We start from the raw sequence: 14,815 nt of genomic DNA, 5'->3' as shown, positions 1-14,815 counted from the left end.
GGGCGGACCTCACCGTGAGCATCCGCTTGCTACCAATCTAAGGACGATCAAGCGGCCTTCAAGGCCTTGAAAAAGACGATTTTTGCCCCAGTGCCGAAAGTATTTTTGAAGCTTGCTGCGCGGCGCTCTAGTCGTCGGTGTGCAAGGCGCAGGCCAGCGCCGTCCGATTGCTCACGCCGAGCTTGCGGTAAATCATATGCAACTGGTTGCGCACGGTAGCTGGCGACTTGTCGAGCGCGCGGGCGATCAATTTGTAAGGCGCGCCGCGCATAGCCATGGCCGCCACCAGCCGCTCGGCCGGCGTCAGACGCTGCATGGCGACGTTGCCTGAGAGCCTGTTTTCATGCATGGGCTGGCTCCCCGCCCCTGCTGGCATCGCGCAAGGTCTCGCCGCGTTTTCTCATGATGGGACTGTCCTTTTCGGCTAGGCGGACCAGCTGCAATGCGGTCCTTCATGCTCTTGTTCGCAGCGTACCGCCATCCGGTTCAATCTTTTTGCAATGACATTGCGCGAGCCCCTGCGCCCATGCCTTGGCAGACCTTGCCCTTACCAATACTGCACTATTTCTCCGATGCTATAATCGCAACGACGTAATTGCCTGCCCTTCATTCAACCTGTCCCGGCCCCGCCACCATGAGTGCATTGCCTGTCTATCCTGCCGAATTGCTCGCTGCCATGGCAGCAGGCGACCAGCGCGCGCTGGACGCCCTGTACCGCGCCTGGTCGCCGCGCGTGCGCGTGTTTGCGCGCCTGCAGCTAAGCGGCTCGGGGCTCGATGTGCACGCGGTCGCCGACGAAGTCACGGTGGATGTGTTCCACGATATCTGGCGCGCGCCCATGCGCTACGACGGCCGGGTGGCCTTCGGCACCTGGCTGCTGACCCTGGTCCGCAACAAGGCCATCGACCAGATCCGCCGCCACGGCAAGCGCCTGGCGCGCGAAACGCCGTTCGACGGCGATGACGACGCGCAAGCGCCAGCAGAGTACGATCCGGGGCCGCAGGCGCAAACGGAAACCGTGCAGCGGCGCCATGCCGTGCTGAAATGCCTGCAGCGCCTGCGCAACCCGATGCAGCGTGAAAGCCTGACCCTGTGGGCGCTCGACGACCTGTCGGTCGCTGACATCGCGCATATCCAGCAAGCACCGGCCGGCACCATCAAGACGCGCCTGTTTCATGGCCGCATTAACTTACGCCAGTGCATGGAGCGCTGGTTTGTCCAGGAAGGCGGACGCCATGACTGACCCCCTCGATCCCCACGATCGCCACGAGCAGGCGCTGCGCGCCATGCTGCCCGATTACCTGAATGGCCATGCGCCGGCGGCCGACGCCAGCCGCATCGCCGCCCGGCTGCACGCTGACGCGGCATTGGCCGCCGACGCCGCCTGGCTGCGCGAGATCCGCGCCGCCATCGGCGATGAAGCTGCCAGCCTCGATCCGGACGCGGGCCTGGCGCAACTGCACAGCCGCCTGGAGCGCCCCAGCTCATGGCGCCGCCTGCTGCTGCGCCTGTCGCTGCCGGCCCTGGCACCAATGGCGATCACGGCACTGGCCAGCATCTGCATGGTCCAGGCCTGGCTGCTGTGGCAGGCGCCGGCCGCGCCGGTGGAGCTGCTGAGCTGGCGCGGCGCGCCCGGGGCAGCGGCGCCGCCGGCCAGCTTGCGCGTGCAATTCTTGCCCCATGCCAGCATGCAACAAGTGGCGACGGCGCTGGAACAGGCGCAGGCCGGCATCGTCGCCGGTCCCCTGCCCGACCGCAGCTACCTGCTCGATGCGGCCGACCCGCAGGCGGCCCTGCGCAGCCTGCAAGCGAGCGGCGTGACGGGCGAGACATCGCGCATTGACGCCCACACCGCACCATGAGACGGATGCGGCGTCGGCAAGCATGGCTGCTGCGGTCTTGCCTGCGGTCTTGCCTGCTGTCTTGCCTGCTGGGCGGCACGGCGCTGGCGGGCGAACGCCATGCCTTGCTGATCGGCGTGGCGGACCTGCCCGCCATGCCGCGCAGCAGTTGGCTGGCCGGTCCCACGGCCGACGTGAATGCCATGCACGCGGCGTTGCTGCAACAGGGTTTTGCCGACGCACGCATCGAGCGCCTGGCCGACGACGCGGGCGCCAGCCAGGCGCCCACGCGCGCGGCCGTCCTGGCGCGCCTGGCGCAGCTGGAAAAGACGCTGGGCAAGGACGACTTGCTGCTGCTGTACTGGTCCGGCCACAGCGTGCTGCTGCCCGCCTATCCGGGCCAGGCAGCGGCGCCCCAGGGACGACGCACGCGCTTGTTGACGCGCGACAGCCAGGTCAGTTACCAGGGCCGGCAACTCGATGGCGGCATCGCTAGCAGCGAACTGGGGCGCGCTATCGATGCGTTTGCCGCGCGCCAGACACAGGTCGTGGCCATCTTCGATACCTGCCATGCGGCGGCCGGCACGCGCAGCGGCGACGGCCTGACATGGCGGGGGCTGGCGGCGCCCGATATCGGCTGGCGCCCCATGCCCGGCGCGCCAGCGGCCAGTCATGACGCAGCAGCAGCCGACGCGCCGCGCGCGCGGCCGCGCTTTGTCGCCTTCTACGCATCCGAAGCCCAGCAACGCACGCCGGAAGCGACTGCGGCTGCCGCGCCGGGCCAGGCGGCTGGCCTGTTTACGCAGGCCGTGATCGCCGCCCTGCAAAGTGAGCCGCAAACCTATGCCATGTGGGCCGGCGCCGCCACGCAGCAATACCAGTCCGCCTTGCGCGCCTACCAGTTGCCGCGCTCCGCCTGGCCCTCACCCGTGTATGCGGGCGCGCTCGACGCAGCGCTGTGGCAGGGCGGCGCCACCGGCGCGGCGCCGCTGTGGCCCGTGCAGCGCGATGCGCGTGGCTGGCAAGTGCCATATGGCCTGCTCGACGGCATACGCGAGGGCGACCTGTTCCGGCACGCCGGCACGCGTTGGCGCGCCGCCACGGTCGGCTGGGGAGAAACGCGGCTGGCGCTGCTGCCCGGCGATGGCGGCGACAGCGCCGCGCCAGGCTGGGCCAGCCGCACGCCCGCGCCGCTGCCGGCCGGTGCCGCGAGGCACGGCGGACAGCGCCTCGCCACCCTGCTGGCGCTGCCCGCCACGCCAGGCCAGCCCCTGCTCGACGCGCGCATCGAACTGACCCTGCCGGGCAAGGCGCCGCGCCAGCTGGCATTCACCGATGGCGACCTGGGCGTGCTGCCGGCCGGCACACGCATCGGCCTCAGCGTGGAAAACCGGGGCGCCGCTTCCATCGACCTGGGCCTGGCGCACTTGCCGCTGGACGGCCCCGCCGCGCGCATCTATCCGGCCCTCGACGGCGACAGCAACCGCATGCCGCCCGCCATCGGCGCCGGCATCAGCCGATTCGAGCGCAGCTTCGTCGTCAGCGGCCCGCGCTTCGGCGTGGAATGGCTGGCGCTGGTGGCCGCACCGGCGGCAAATGGCGCGCCGCAGCGCCGCTTCGCCATCCTCGATACGCTGCCCGGACTGGCCAGCACGCGCGGCGGCGCCGCGCCCTCGCCTGCGGCAGCACTGCCGCAGGCCGGGGCAAGCCATGCCGACCAAGCCCAGGTGGCGCGGCTATCCTGGCGCTCGGTGCAATGAAACGCCTCATCCTGGGCTTGCTGCTGGCCGCGTCGGCGTGGCTGCAAACGGCATCGGCCGACACCTGCCAGGCCGTCATCGCGCCATGGCTGGCGCAGGCGAACGACGCCAACGACAAGGAACAGCCAGCCGTCTCGCTGCCCCTGTTCCAGCGCAGCGTGGCCGCCTGCCGCGCGGCGCACGACCGGGCCGGCATCGCCACCGGCCTGCTGGGCGTGGGCCAAAGCCTGCACATGCTCAACCGCTATGCCGAGAGCGAACTAGCCTTGCTGGAAGGCTGGGCCATCCGCCAGGCGCTCGACGACGGCGATCCGCGGCGCGAAAGCATGTACTACCCGAGCGAACTGATGTACCTGTACCGCCAGTGGAGCCGCTTCGACCTGGCCTGGCAATGGGGCGACGTCGCACTGGCGGCGAAAGCGCGCCTGATCGGCAAGGACACGGTAGCGTATGGCACCAGCCTGTCCAACCTGTCCGGCGTGGCGCTGCAGACCAAGGAGTATGCGCGCGGCCTGCCGTACGCGCAGCTAGCCATGCAGACATGGGCCCGCACCTCGGGCGAGAACAGCACCGACCATGCGTGGGGCATGCGCGACGTGGGCGTACTGCTGCTGCGCATGGGCCGCATGGAAGAAGCCTACGGCTACCTGGAGCGCGCCTACCGGATACGCCTGGCGGCTTTCGGCGAAAACCGCACCGAGACGCAAACGAGCGTGACCGACATGGCCAACTGGTACACCCTGAGCGGCAACGACCGCCAGGCGCTGGCGTTCGCCCAGCGCGCACTGGCCATGGCGGTGCAGCGCTCGGGGGCCGACTCGATGCAAGCGAGCGTGGCCCTGAACCGCCTGAGCGGCATCCATTTGCGCCTGGGCGAAAGTGGCAAGGCATGGCAGGAAGCGGAGGACGGCCTGCGCATCCGCCGCGCCCTGTTCGGCGACCGCCATGCCAACACCGTCAGCGCCTGGCAGGACGTGGCGCTGACCGCGCTGGCGGACAATCAGCTGGGGCGCGCGGAAGTGGCCGCCGCCGCCGCACTCGCGCATTGCCGCGCCGTGTATGGCGAGGCCGCCGCCACCTGCGCCGCACACCAGCTCGCCCATGGCAGTGCGCGCATGGCATTGGGGCAGTACCAGCAGGCGCTGGAAGCGGCGCAGGCGGCGGCGCGGCTGGCCATGTCCGGCGTCCAGGCGCTGCCGGCCGACGAAGCCGATGCGCTGCTGCTGGCGGCGCAGGCACAGGCCGCGCTGGGACGCCAGGACGAGGCGGCAATAGGGCTGGCCGACCTGGAGGCGCGGCTGCTGCAAACGCCGCCAGCTGCGGCCGGCATGCTCGACACGGTGCGCCAGGCGCACCTGCGCGCGCGCGCGCAGCACGCCGGCATCGGCGCGGCCGAGCTGCAGGCGCTCGCGCGCGAGGCGGGCGCCATGGCGCAGCAGCTGGCCGCCACGCGCGGCGCGGCCCATCCCGCCTATGCACAGGCCTTGCTGGACGCGGCCGGACTCAATGCGCGCGCGGGCGATGCCGCCACGGCGCGCTCCCAGTCGGCACGCGCACTGGCGATCGGCATGGCCAATGAACAGACTATGCTCGAAGCGCGGGCGGCGGCGCAACTGGGCGCGCTGGAGCCCGACGCGGCCGGCATTTTCCTGGGCAAGCAAGCGGTCAATGCGCTGCAAGCCACGCGCGCCGGCACGGCCAGCCTGCCCGTGCCGCTGCGCCAGGGCTTTGTGCGGCAAAAACGCGCCGCCTACGGCCAACTGGCGGACCGCCTGCTCGACCAGCGCCGCATCCATGAAGCGGAAACCGTGCTGGCCATGGTACGCGAGGACGAATTTCACAGCCTGGTGCGCAGCGCCCCCGATCCGCGCGCCACGCGTCTCGGCTACACGGGTGCGGAAGGCGAATGGCAGCGCCAGTTCGAAGCGCGCGCCGCCGCCCTGCGCGCGGGCGCCCAGGCGCTGGCTGCGGCGCGCGAACGCCTGGCGCAGGGCGTGGCGCAAGCCGACGACGCATGGCGGCAGGCGAACGAGGCCATGGCGCTGCTGCTCGATGGCGCCACCGAGGCGCTGGCCACACTGCCAATGGCCAGCCTGGCCAGCGTGGCCAAGCCCGCGCCAGCAGGCAAGGCTGGCATGGCGCGGGCCGAGCCACTCAAGCGGGGCATGTTACACCTGACTTATCTGCTTACCGAGACGCGCCTGCGCATCGTCGCGCAGCGCGGCGGACGGACCGGCAGCAGCATCCACGACGTGGTCATCGACGAACGCGTGCTGGCGCAGCGCATCGCCCGCCTGCGCCGCAGCGCGCAAGACCCGGGACAGGATGCGCGCGCCGATGCGCAGGCGCTGTATGCGCTGCTGCTGGCGCCGGCCAGCCGGGAACTCGATGGCGCCACCTCGCTATCGCTGTCGCTGGACGGCGTCTTGCGCTACCTGCCGTTTGCCATGCTGCATGACGGGCGCCGCTGGCTGGTCGAACGGCTGCCCGTCTCGCTGCATGCCAGCGGCGGCGACCACGCTGGCGCACAAGCAGCGCAGCGCCGCGCGCCATCGCTTGCCCTGTTCGGCCAGACGCGCGCCAGCGGCGAGCTGCCGGCCCTGCCCTTCGTGCAAAACGAACTGCGCGCCGTGCAGGCCATCGGACACGCGGCGCGCATCCCCAGCCAAGTCTACCTCGATGGCGACTACACGGGCGCGGCGCTGCAACGCGCGCTGCCTGCCAACAGCAGCGTGCACATCGCCAGCCATTTCGTGCTGCGCTCGGGCGCGGGCGAGGACTCCTATTTGTTGCTGGGCGATGGCGGCAAACTCAGCCTGGCGGAATTGGCGCAGGACGGCTACCGCTTCGCCGGCCTGGATCTGCTCACCCTGTCAGCCTGCGAAACGGCCGTGCCGGCAGGCACCGATGCCACGGGACGCGAACTGGAAGGCTTGGCCTGGCTGGCCCGCCAACGCGGCGCGCGCAATGTACTGGCCAGCCTGTGGCGCGTGTCGGACCAGTCGACGGCCACCCTGATGGGCGATTTTTATACGGCGCTGGCGCAAGGCAAGGGCAAGCCGCAAGCCTTGCGCCAGGCGCAGTTGCGGCAGATCCGCGCCGCCCGGCATGGCGTCACGGCGACGCGGGGCTTGACACCGCTCGACGCCGCCGGCGGCAGCGACGACGCGCGCAGCCATCCCTTCTACTGGGCCGGTTTCATCCTGCTCGGCTCCTGAGCCCCCTACTACGGAAGGCTGTTTTTGGTGTATGCTGGCGGCATGAATAATGACACCGACATCCAGCTCAGCGGCCCCTTCAAGGCCACCGACGGCTCCGGCCGTGCCCACGACATCAAGGCCATCCGCATCTTCGACGAAGGCTACGGCATCATCGACGTGTATGTCGATTTCGCCGCCCCGCTCGACGCGGGCGCCTACAAGGACAAGACCCTGGTCGGCCACATCCTGGCCCGCCTGCGCAGTCTCGGCTACGTCGGCCCCGACTTCGGCCATGGCGACCTGGGCCTGCAAGACAAGAAACTGATCGTTATGGAAGCGCCCGAGGAATTTTCCGCTTTTGCCATCAGCAAGGGTTGGAAAGACTTATCAGCAGAGTTTGACGAGGACTGATCCTCCCAGCTATCAACACCATCTGCGCCGCGCCAGCTTCTGCTGGCGCGGCGTTTTTCATGGGCAAGCGCTTAGTTCAGCTTAGTTGCTTAATTGCTTAGTTGCTTAGTTGCTTAGTTGAGCTTAGTTGTATAACGCGCGCTCCACGCGGCAATGACGTTGGCGACATAAGCCGCATCATCGCGCCCCGTCAACAAATGGTCGGCATCGTCGAGCGAAACGAAGCTTTTCGGGTGCTTCGCTGCCGTAAAGATATCCATCGCGTTCGACAGGCTCACCGTCGTATCATTCGGCGCGTGCATCACCAGCAGGGCGCGGCGCAGGCCGGCGATGTGGGCCTTCAGGCTATGGCTGCCCGCGTCGTCGACGAATTGCTGGCGGATACGGAAGTGGCGCCCTTCCAGCTGCACCAACGCTTCGCCGTCGGCGGCGATTTGCTCGAGGTGGTCGCTGAACATGCGCGTGACATACGCGGGCGTGCTGGGGGCGGCCAAGGTCACCACGGCGGTCGATTCCGGCACTTGCGCGGCAGCGGCCAGCACGGCGGCGCCACCCAGGCTATGGCCGATCAGCAATTGCGGCGCAGCATGTCTGGCCCGCAAAAAGTCGGCAGCGGCGACCAGGTCGTCCACGTTCGATGAGAAATTGGTGGCGGCAAACTCGCCCTCGCTGGCGCCCAGCCCCGTGAAGTCGAAGCGCAGCACGGCGATGCCGTGCTCGGTCAAGCCTTGCGCGATGCGCCGCGCGGCCAGCACGTCCTTGCCGCAGGTAAAGCAATGGGCGAACAGCGCATAGGCACGAATGGCACCGTCGGGCGCGTCAAGGCGCGCCGCCAGCACATGGCCGTGGGCGCCGGGAAAATCTTGCCGGGTCGATTTCATTGTCTCAGATCAAAGCTGCCGCGCAGCGCGGCCGATGGCGCATTGTAGCGCCGCCGGGCGTGGCCGCAGTTAGCCAAGCTTAATCGCGCTTGGGTATGTCCAGTCCCTTGATGACGGCAGGGCGGGTCAGAAACGCGTCCAGCGCGCGCTGCACGTTCGGGAAATGCTCGAAGCCGACCAGCTCGCCAGCACCATAGAACTCCACCAGGCAGCGCACCCAAGGGAAGATGGCGATATCGGCTATCGTGTATTGCTCGCCCATGATCCAGTCGCGGCCGTGCAATCGCTGCTCGAGCACGCCCAGCAAGCGCTTGGCCTCGCCCAGATAGCGCTCCAGCGGACGCTTGTCTTCGTAGTCCTTGCCAGCGAACTTGTGGAAGAAGCCGACCTGGCCGAACATGGGGCCGATGCCGCCCATCTGTAACATCAACCACTGTATTGTTTCGTAGCGCAAGCCCGCGTCCTGCGGCAGGAATTTGCCCGTTTTCTCCGCCAGGTACAGCAAGATGGCGCCCGATTCGAACAGCGCCAGCGGCTTGCCATCGGGACCGTTCGGATCGAGGATGGCGGGAATCTTGTTGTTCGGATTGAGCGACAGGAAGGCGGGCGACAATTGGTCGTTGCGCTCGAAGCTGACCAGGTGCGGTTCGTACGCCAAGCCCAGTTCTTCCAGCAGAATGGAAACCTTGATGCCGTTCGGCGTAGGCAGCGAATACAGCTGCAAGCGCTCGGGATGCAGTGCAGGCCATTTCTCGGTGATGGGAAAGTCGGATAGTTGGGACATGAAAATCCTTATTGAAGTGGTTAAGGCGGCGCAGGCAAGCAAGCAAGCAATCAAGCAATCAAGCAAGTATAGCCAAGCATGGCCATGTGCGTTGCGCGCCGCTTGAAACGCTCTGAGCGCCACTCAGCCAAACAAGCCATGCAAAAACCAGCGCGGCGTGGCGTCTACACCGCTGCCGGCGATGCGTTCGCGGTAGACCCAATAGTGGGCATGGTCGAGGCCTTCGGCGATGAAATAATCGCGCGCCTGCGACTGGCCCCACCAGCCCGCCTCGATGCGCTCGGCGACGGATACCATTTTCAGGGGAGAACCGTAGAAGGGACGATGTTCGCGCATCAAGAGGGCGATGGGCTGGGCCAGCAGCCAGCCGGGACGGGGCATGCCGGGCAGACCGGGCGGCAAGTCCGGCGCCGCGTTTTTAGCACCGGGCTTGGCCGGCAGCGGCAGCCACTGGTTGGCCGCCTCGGGACGGTAATCGGCGCGCGGCGCGGCTTGCAAGACATTCTCGGCGCCCAGGCGCGCGACCAGCAATTCCATCAGGCGCTGGCGCTCCTGCGGCGTGCCGCCCGGTTCGGGAAACAGGCTTTCACTGGGCGGCGCCATGGGCTGCACCTGCAGCGCTTCCAGGGTCAAGCCGATCACGGGCGCGTCGAGCACCTGCTGCGCCAGGCGTTCCTTGAGCAGGCGCACCAGATGCTCATCGCGCCAGACGGCGACACCCAAGGCCAGGTCGATGACGGTGGGCGCGCGCGCCACCCTGCCGCGCTCGTGCGCCAGCAGCAGTTGTATGCGCTCGACGGCAAATTGGCGCGCGCACAGCCAGCCCGTCATCTGCTGCAGCAGGCGGCGCGCGCCGAACAACAGCGCGTCGGCGTGCTCCACGCGGTCGAACAATTCCAGGCTGGCGCGGAACGTGGGCGGCGCAGCTATCCACAGGTACAGTTCGGTGCTGTGGCCATGTGCGTCATCGAGCATGTCCAGCAAGGCCGCGCCGCAGCGGCGCTGCAAGCCGGGACGCGGCAAGTGGCGCAGCTGCCCCAGGGTACGGCAGCCGATGCCTTCGAGCCAGTCCAGGTAGGGGCGCGCGGGCGGCAGCAAGGCGCACGGCAGGCGGTCGAGGCGGCGCACGAGACTGGCCATGCTGAGGGTCCGGCCCCGGCGCGTACCGGCGCGCGCCAGCAGCCAGGCACCGCGCGCCGTGGGGGCGCACGACAACTGTGCCGTGTAGCCGAGCGTGCGCAAGCTGGCCGCGATTTGCCGGCACAGGGCGCGCACGCCACCGAACAGGCGCAGGCTGGCGCCCGCGTCGACCAGCAAGGTGGCTTCTTCGCCCTGCGCCACCAGCGGCGAGTATTGCAGCAGCGCCAGCGCCACCGCTTGCAAGGCTTGCGCCTCCAGCTCGGGCGAGCGTTCATGCAGGCGCGCCTGCGGCGCCAGCATCAGCGCGCCCGCGCGGCGCATGCCCGGCCCGATACCGGCCGCCCGCGCCAGCGGTGACAGGGCCATCACTTGCTCGTGCTCCAGCACCACGCCCAGATGGTCAGCCGACCAGCGCGGGCAAAACACTTCGAGCGGGAGCCGGGGCAGGCACAGGCCGATCCAGAGTCGCATGACGCAGCAGTAAAGAAGGAGGTTGCAGGGGCAGGAACAAGAGCGTATCGCGCTGCGGTCCCCGGCGCTTGATGAAGCCGATTTCGATGCCACCGGCGGCCGGGCGCACGGACAGGCGCAGCGGCGCGGGCGACGCATCTTGCGCGCCGTGCAAGGGACGCAGCATGCAAAACAGGGTATTGCCGCCTTGCGCGGCCAGGTGCAAGCGGCGCAAGCTGTCGGCGCGCACATGCGGCTGCCAGAACAGCAAGGCGCCGCAACTGCCGCTGCGCAAGATATTTTCCGCCGCCCACAAGGCATCCTTGCTGCTGGCGCTCTTTAGCCACAGCAGTTGCGACGACGCCAATCCCTGCGCGGCCAGGGCCAGCGCCTGTGGCGGATGGGGCGGCTGCAGCAGCACGATGGGCAAGCCCGGCAGTTGCGCCAGCGCTGGCGCCAGCAGACGCAATTCGCCGCTGCCCGGCTGCTGCACCAACAAATCGATGAGGCTGCCGCTGGGCCAGCCGCCGCCGGGCAGTTGCGCGGACAAGGCGGCAAAACCCGTCTCCAGGCAGCGCGTGGCGCCCTGCCCCAGCTGCGATGCGCGCCACAAGGACGGGTGCAAAGCTTCCGGCGAGGCCATCAATTGGGAATGTTGCATAGTTGAATTTGAAGATGAAGATGAAAATGAACATAAGTACTGTATGCATATACAGTACTATTCAGGCCCGTTTTTGGCAAGGCTTATCTGCTTATTGTCTGATTATCATCTGCTCATTATCTGCGTATTATCTGCGTATTATCTGCGTATTATCTGCGTACGGCCGTCGCCAGGGCCGCTCCGCCAAGGCCAAAAAAACCCGTTTCTGGCATCGATTGCTGTACCATAAGCACTCTCCTTTCCGCCTGGCAAAGTACCAGTCGGCTTCCTCCGTTCATAAGGAAACGCATTTGACCACCATCCAAATCATCAGCGCCATCGTCTTCGGCCTTGCGCTCATCCACACCTTCGCCGCCAAGTCGTTTGAAACCCTGGCGCAACGCCACCCACGCCATGCAGGCATGCTGCACTTGCTGGGTGAAGTGGAAGTCGTGTTCGGCTTCTGGGCCTTCATTTTGATCATCCTCATGGCCTTTATCTCGGGCGGTGAGGCGGCCATCGCGTACGCCGAATCGCGCCAGTACACGGAACCGCTGTTCGTCTTTGTCGTCATGGTAGTAGCCGCCTCGCGCCCCGTGCTCGACGCCGTGCAGCGCCTGCTCAAAGCGGTGGCGCGCGGCATGCCGCTGCGCACGGAACTGGCCCTCGCCTGGCTGGGACTGGCACTCGTGCCCCTGACCGGTTCGGTGATCACGGAACCGGCCGCCATGACTCTGGCCGCGCTGATGCTGGCGCCGCAAATCTTTCGCCCGGGCATCCCCGAATGGCTGAAATACGGCGCGCTGGGCGTGCTGTTCGTCAACGTCTCCATCGGCGGCACCCTGACCTCGTACGCGGCGCCGCCCGTGCTGATGGTAGCGACTACGTGGAACTGGGACAGCGCCTTCATGGCCAGCCATTTCGGCTGGAAAGCGGCCATCGCCGTGCTGGTCAATGCCACCGGCGTGAGCATCTTGCTGCGCAAGTATTTGCACAGCAACACGTCCGATATCAAGCCGAAGGCCGGTGAGGCGGAAGCGCCAAAAGTGCCGCTGACGGTCAGCCTGGTGCACCTGGCCGTACTGGCTGGCGTGGTGGCCCTGGCGCACCATCCGGTGCTGTTCTTCGGCCTGTTCCTGTTCTTTCTCGGCTTCGTGCAAGCGTATGAGCGTTATCAAAGTCCGCTGATCCTGAAGGAAGGCTTGCTGGTCGGCTTTTTCCTCGGCGGCCTGGTGGTGCTGGGCGGCATGCAGCAATGGTGGCTGCAGCCCATCGTCTCAAGCCTGAAGCCGCTGGCCCTGTTCTTCGGCGCCCTGGGCTTGACTGCCATTACCGACAATGCAGCGCTGACTTATCTCGGTTCGCTGATCGTCGGCATGACGGACGAAGCGAAATACATGTTGGTGGCCGGCGCCGTGGCCGGTGGCGGCTTGACCGTCATCGCCAACGCGCCGAATCCGGCCGGCGTGGCGCTGCTGCGCCGCGGCTTCAAGGATGAGTCGATCGGCGCCCTCGGCCTGCTGGCCGGCGCCCTGCTGCCGACGGCTGTGGCGGCGCTGGCCTTCCTGGTCCTGTAAGCATGTACTGGGGCGGCTGCCGGCCGTCCCCTTAGTTTTCCTCCTCAGTTATCTGCCTCAGCTACCGTCGTAGACGAGGAAGTGCAGACGGTCATAAAACAGGCTGTAGGCATAGTCGAACGTGCCCACGCTGCGAAAACCCTTGTGCAGATACACTGGCAAGGCATCGCTCTTTTCCCACACCGTCAAGGTGATGCGCGCACAGCCCTTGCGGCTGGCCAGGTCGCGGATTTCATGGAACATTTGCCGGAACAGGCCCTGCCCCCGGTATTTCTCGTCGATGGCCAAACTGCTGACGAAACAGTCATCGGTGCGCGCATGCGCAAGCACGAAGGCATCATACGCATCGTCGAGCGCCTTCATATCATCGCGGTAATACGAGATGGCGCCACACGCCTGGAACTCGGCCATCGTGGCGGCCGTGAAGAAACCGATGAAACGCCCGTCCTCGTCGTGCAAGCCGTGGATGTGCGCCAGGTAAGGATCGATATTTTGCCGCCGCTGCAATGGCACGAACTGCAAATTGAGTTTATTGCCAAACGAGCAGTATTCGAGGTAACTGGTGGCAAACAGCAGTTTCGCCATGCGGTTCTTGGTCTCGTCGCCCAGCAGTTCGCCCGCCACCAGCCTCAGCGGCGCATGCGACAGCAAGCCGGCCTGCACCTCGTCGCCCGACGCGGTGGCATCGCCGAGGGCTGGCATGCGGCTGCCGTGGCGGCCCACGGTAGGACGCCAGAAATTGCCGGCGGCAATATACTGCGAGCGGTGGGCCAGCAGGTAGCGGCAAAAGACGGCATTCACACGATCCAGTTGCGGATCGTCCGAGAGCACCGAGTAATAATGAAAGTGATCGATGTCTGCCCGCAGCTGGGCCGCATACGCCATGCGCGGCGCTTCCTTGATGTCGAACACATCGACGATGTCGGGCAGGCGCAAAGGATCGTCGAGTTGCCAGTCGATCTCGGCTAGCCTGGCCACGCAACGCGCATACGCGCGCCGCTCTGCCTCGCTCAAGGGGATGTGCATGCCGGTAATGATGTCGTCGAGCAAACGCATGCCGCGAATGCCGCCCGCCACCGCTTCCAGCGCGCCGTCATACAGCACGCAATAGCGCTGATAGAACTCGGTATGGCTGAGCAGGGTCAGGCCCAGGTTTTTCTTCCATTCAGCATAAAACTGGCCGAATAACTGCGCCTCGAATTGCGCGCAGGAACGGGGGATCTCTGCATCGATGCCCGCATAGGCGAGGTTCACATTGCGCAGCATCACACGCAGTGCGGCGTCGTTCTTCTTGGCGATCAGCATGCCCGTCTCATCGAGAAACAGATTCATCGAGCTAACATGCTGGCGCTCTTCGCCCTCGCCCTGCTTGCACTGCTTGCACTGGAAATAATCGGGTACTTCCGGCTTCATCAGGAAAATCGTCGCCGGATTGTGCGGGATCGTATCGACATCCATATACATACCGCCGTATTCGCACAAGATGAGGATGCGGAAATAATCGGACAAGGTGGCGAAATAGCCCTGCGCATGCAGGGTATCGAGAAAGTCGAAGCGGGCCGGCGCAAAGTCCAGCGCCAGCGCGCGCAGCGAGTTGATATGCAAAGTGGTGCCGCCAATGGCGTAGCGCCCTATCGTGTAGCGCCCGGCGCCGCCCGTGGGACTGAAACGCGCGTCATTGCACAACTGCTGTGCATCCCAGACCCACAGGATGGAGACATAGGGCGCGCCGCCATTGTGCCGCACCTCTTCCAGCGCTGCACCCCACTGCACAATCGCTTCACAGGCGATGGCCGGCAAGGGTCCGCCCATCCAGATGCGGTGCAGGTAGCGCTCGTCGTCGCCCAGCGCGCGCGTAGGGATGCAGCTAAGCGAGGAACAGCTTGCCGCATTGAAATACGCAAAATTGTCGGCGACGAAGCTGCGCAGGGCGGCGATACCCGCCTGGTGCTCCACGGCCAGTTGTTGCAGATCGCTGCCGGCCGGCCGGGTATCGACCAGGGTGATGTAATCGAGTTTCAGCCGGTGGATGCGAAACTCGTATTCCAGGTTGAAAATCTTTGCTTGATCGTGTTTTGAGGCCAGGTCATCTATTTTCATGGGCGCACCATTTTCCGCAAGAGAGTGTCAA

At 66.5% G+C, this 14,815-nt stretch carries 12 protein-coding genes; 6 read left to right on the top strand and 6 right to left on the bottom strand.

Going from position 1 to position 14,815, the window contains the following annotated elements:
- Positions 1 to 127: 127 nt before the first annotated feature.
- Entirely contained in the window at positions 128 to 349 is a 222-nt protein-coding gene (locus ACQ4V8_RS01245) for a helix-turn-helix domain-containing protein (protein WP_010400640.1), read from the bottom strand.
- 285 nt (positions 350 to 634) lie between these two features.
- Here ACQ4V8_RS01245 and ACQ4V8_RS01240 point away from each other — a divergent pair, with 285 nt between their 5' ends.
- Genes ACQ4V8_RS01240 through ACQ4V8_RS01220 form a run of 5 tightly spaced genes read left to right on the top strand, consistent with a single transcriptional unit; the run spans position 635 to position 7,212 of the window.
- Positions 635 to 1,243 carry an RNA polymerase sigma factor gene (locus ACQ4V8_RS01240; protein WP_070346433.1) on the top strand — a complete coding sequence of 203 codons (609 nt, stop codon included), beginning with the start codon at positions 635 to 637 and terminating at the stop codon, positions 1,241 to 1,243.
- Positions 1,236 to 1,862 (top strand): hypothetical protein, encoded by a 627-nt coding sequence (locus tag ACQ4V8_RS01235; RefSeq protein ID WP_436570760.1) that lies wholly within the window; start codon positions 1,236 to 1,238, stop codon positions 1,860 to 1,862. The genes ACQ4V8_RS01240 and ACQ4V8_RS01235 overlap by 8 nt, the downstream gene beginning before the upstream one ends.
- A gap of 5 nt (positions 1,863 to 1,867) precedes the next feature.
- The gene (locus ACQ4V8_RS01230) at positions 1,868 to 3,601 is read left to right on the top strand and encodes a caspase family protein (protein WP_436570759.1); all 1,734 of its coding nucleotides are present in this window, start codon (positions 1,868 to 1,870) and stop codon (positions 3,599 to 3,601) included.
- A complete protein-coding gene (locus ACQ4V8_RS01225; RefSeq protein WP_436570758.1) occupies positions 3,598 to 6,819 on the top strand; it encodes a CHAT domain-containing tetratricopeptide repeat protein in 3,222 nt (1,073 codons plus the stop codon). The genes ACQ4V8_RS01230 and ACQ4V8_RS01225 overlap by 4 nt, the downstream gene beginning before the upstream one ends.
- A gap of 42 nt (positions 6,820 to 6,861) precedes the next feature.
- On the top strand, positions 6,862 to 7,212 hold the full coding sequence (locus tag ACQ4V8_RS01220) for a hypothetical protein (RefSeq protein WP_436570757.1): 351 nt from the start codon (positions 6,862 to 6,864) through the stop codon (positions 7,210 to 7,212).
- Between the two features lie 113 nt (positions 7,213 to 7,325).
- On the opposite strand, the gene ACQ4V8_RS01215 is transcribed toward ACQ4V8_RS01220, so the two are convergent.
- The 4 genes from ACQ4V8_RS01215 to imuA all read right to left on the bottom strand — a co-directional run bounded on the left by ACQ4V8_RS01215 (position 7,326) and on the right by imuA (position 11,128).
- The gene (locus ACQ4V8_RS01215) at positions 7,326 to 8,093 is read right to left on the bottom strand and encodes an alpha/beta hydrolase family protein (protein ID WP_436570756.1); all 768 of its coding nucleotides are present in this window, start codon (positions 8,091 to 8,093) and stop codon (positions 7,326 to 7,328) included.
- Positions 8,094 to 8,172: 79 nt separating this feature from the next.
- On the bottom strand, positions 8,173 to 8,877 hold the full coding sequence (locus ACQ4V8_RS01210) for a glutathione binding-like protein (RefSeq protein WP_010400664.1): 705 nt from the start codon (positions 8,875 to 8,877) through the stop codon (positions 8,173 to 8,175).
- A gap of 123 nt (positions 8,878 to 9,000) precedes the next feature.
- Complete coding sequence (locus ACQ4V8_RS01205) at positions 9,001 to 10,488, bottom strand: Y-family DNA polymerase (protein ID WP_436570755.1); 1,488 nt, start codon at positions 10,486 to 10,488, stop codon at positions 9,001 to 9,003.
- On the bottom strand, positions 10,418 to 11,128 hold the full coding sequence (gene imuA, locus ACQ4V8_RS01200) for a translesion DNA synthesis-associated protein ImuA (RefSeq protein ID WP_010400669.1): 711 nt from the start codon (positions 11,126 to 11,128) through the stop codon (positions 10,418 to 10,420). The genes ACQ4V8_RS01205 and imuA overlap by 71 nt, the downstream gene beginning before the upstream one ends.
- Positions 11,129 to 11,418: 290 nt before the next feature.
- Between imuA and ACQ4V8_RS01195 the strand changes: the two genes are divergently transcribed.
- Positions 11,419 to 12,684: a putative Na+/H+ antiporter gene (locus ACQ4V8_RS01195; RefSeq protein WP_070346427.1), complete on the top strand. Its 1,266-nt coding sequence runs from the start codon at positions 11,419 to 11,421 to the stop codon at positions 12,682 to 12,684.
- Between the two features lie 57 nt (positions 12,685 to 12,741).
- On the opposite strand, the gene ACQ4V8_RS01190 is transcribed toward ACQ4V8_RS01195, so the two are convergent.
- Complete coding sequence (locus tag ACQ4V8_RS01190; RefSeq protein WP_436570754.1) at positions 12,742 to 14,784, bottom strand: GNAT family N-acetyltransferase; 2,043 nt, start codon at positions 14,782 to 14,784, stop codon at positions 12,742 to 12,744.
- Between the last annotated feature and the right edge of the window lie 31 nt (positions 14,785 to 14,815).

The organism is Janthinobacterium paucivorans (assembly GCF_051380805.1).
Classification (GTDB): Bacteria; Pseudomonadota; Gammaproteobacteria; order Burkholderiales; family Burkholderiaceae_D; genus Janthinobacterium; species Janthinobacterium lividum_D.
This window is presented reverse-complemented; position numbering and strand designations above follow the sequence as displayed.

What these genes read in the sequence shown, in the direction of transcription:
- ACQ4V8_RS01245 (WP_010400640.1), bottom strand. Translation starts at nt 349, where the DNA reads ATGCATGAAAACAGGCTCTCAGGCAACGTCGCCATGCAGCGTCTGACG.
- ACQ4V8_RS01240 (WP_070346433.1), top strand. Translation starts at nt 635, where the DNA reads ATGAGTGCATTGCCTGTCTATCCTGCCGAATTGCTCGCTGCCATGGCA.
- ACQ4V8_RS01235 (WP_436570760.1), top strand. Translation starts at nt 1,236, where the DNA reads ATGACTGACCCCCTCGATCCCCACGATCGCCACGAGCAGGCGCTGCGC.
- ACQ4V8_RS01230 (WP_436570759.1), top strand. Translation starts at nt 1,868, where the DNA reads ATGCGGCGTCGGCAAGCATGGCTGCTGCGGTCTTGCCTGCGGTCTTGC.
- ACQ4V8_RS01225 (WP_436570758.1), top strand. Translation starts at nt 3,598, where the DNA reads ATGAAACGCCTCATCCTGGGCTTGCTGCTGGCCGCGTCGGCGTGGCTG.
- ACQ4V8_RS01220 (WP_436570757.1), top strand. Translation starts at nt 6,862, where the DNA reads ATGAATAATGACACCGACATCCAGCTCAGCGGCCCCTTCAAGGCCACC.
- ACQ4V8_RS01215 (WP_436570756.1), bottom strand. Translation starts at nt 8,093, where the DNA reads ATGAAATCGACCCGGCAAGATTTTCCCGGCGCCCACGGCCATGTGCTG.
- ACQ4V8_RS01210 (WP_010400664.1), bottom strand. Translation starts at nt 8,877, where the DNA reads ATGTCCCAACTATCCGACTTTCCCATCACCGAGAAATGGCCTGCACTG.
- ACQ4V8_RS01205 (WP_436570755.1), bottom strand. Translation starts at nt 10,488, where the DNA reads ATGCGACTCTGGATCGGCCTGTGCCTGCCCCGGCTCCCGCTCGAAGTG.
- imuA (WP_010400669.1), bottom strand. Translation starts at nt 11,128, where the DNA reads ATGCAACATTCCCAATTGATGGCCTCGCCGGAAGCTTTGCACCCGTCC.
- ACQ4V8_RS01190 (WP_436570754.1), bottom strand. Translation starts at nt 14,784, where the DNA reads ATGAAAATAGATGACCTGGCCTCAAAACACGATCAAGCAAAGATTTTC.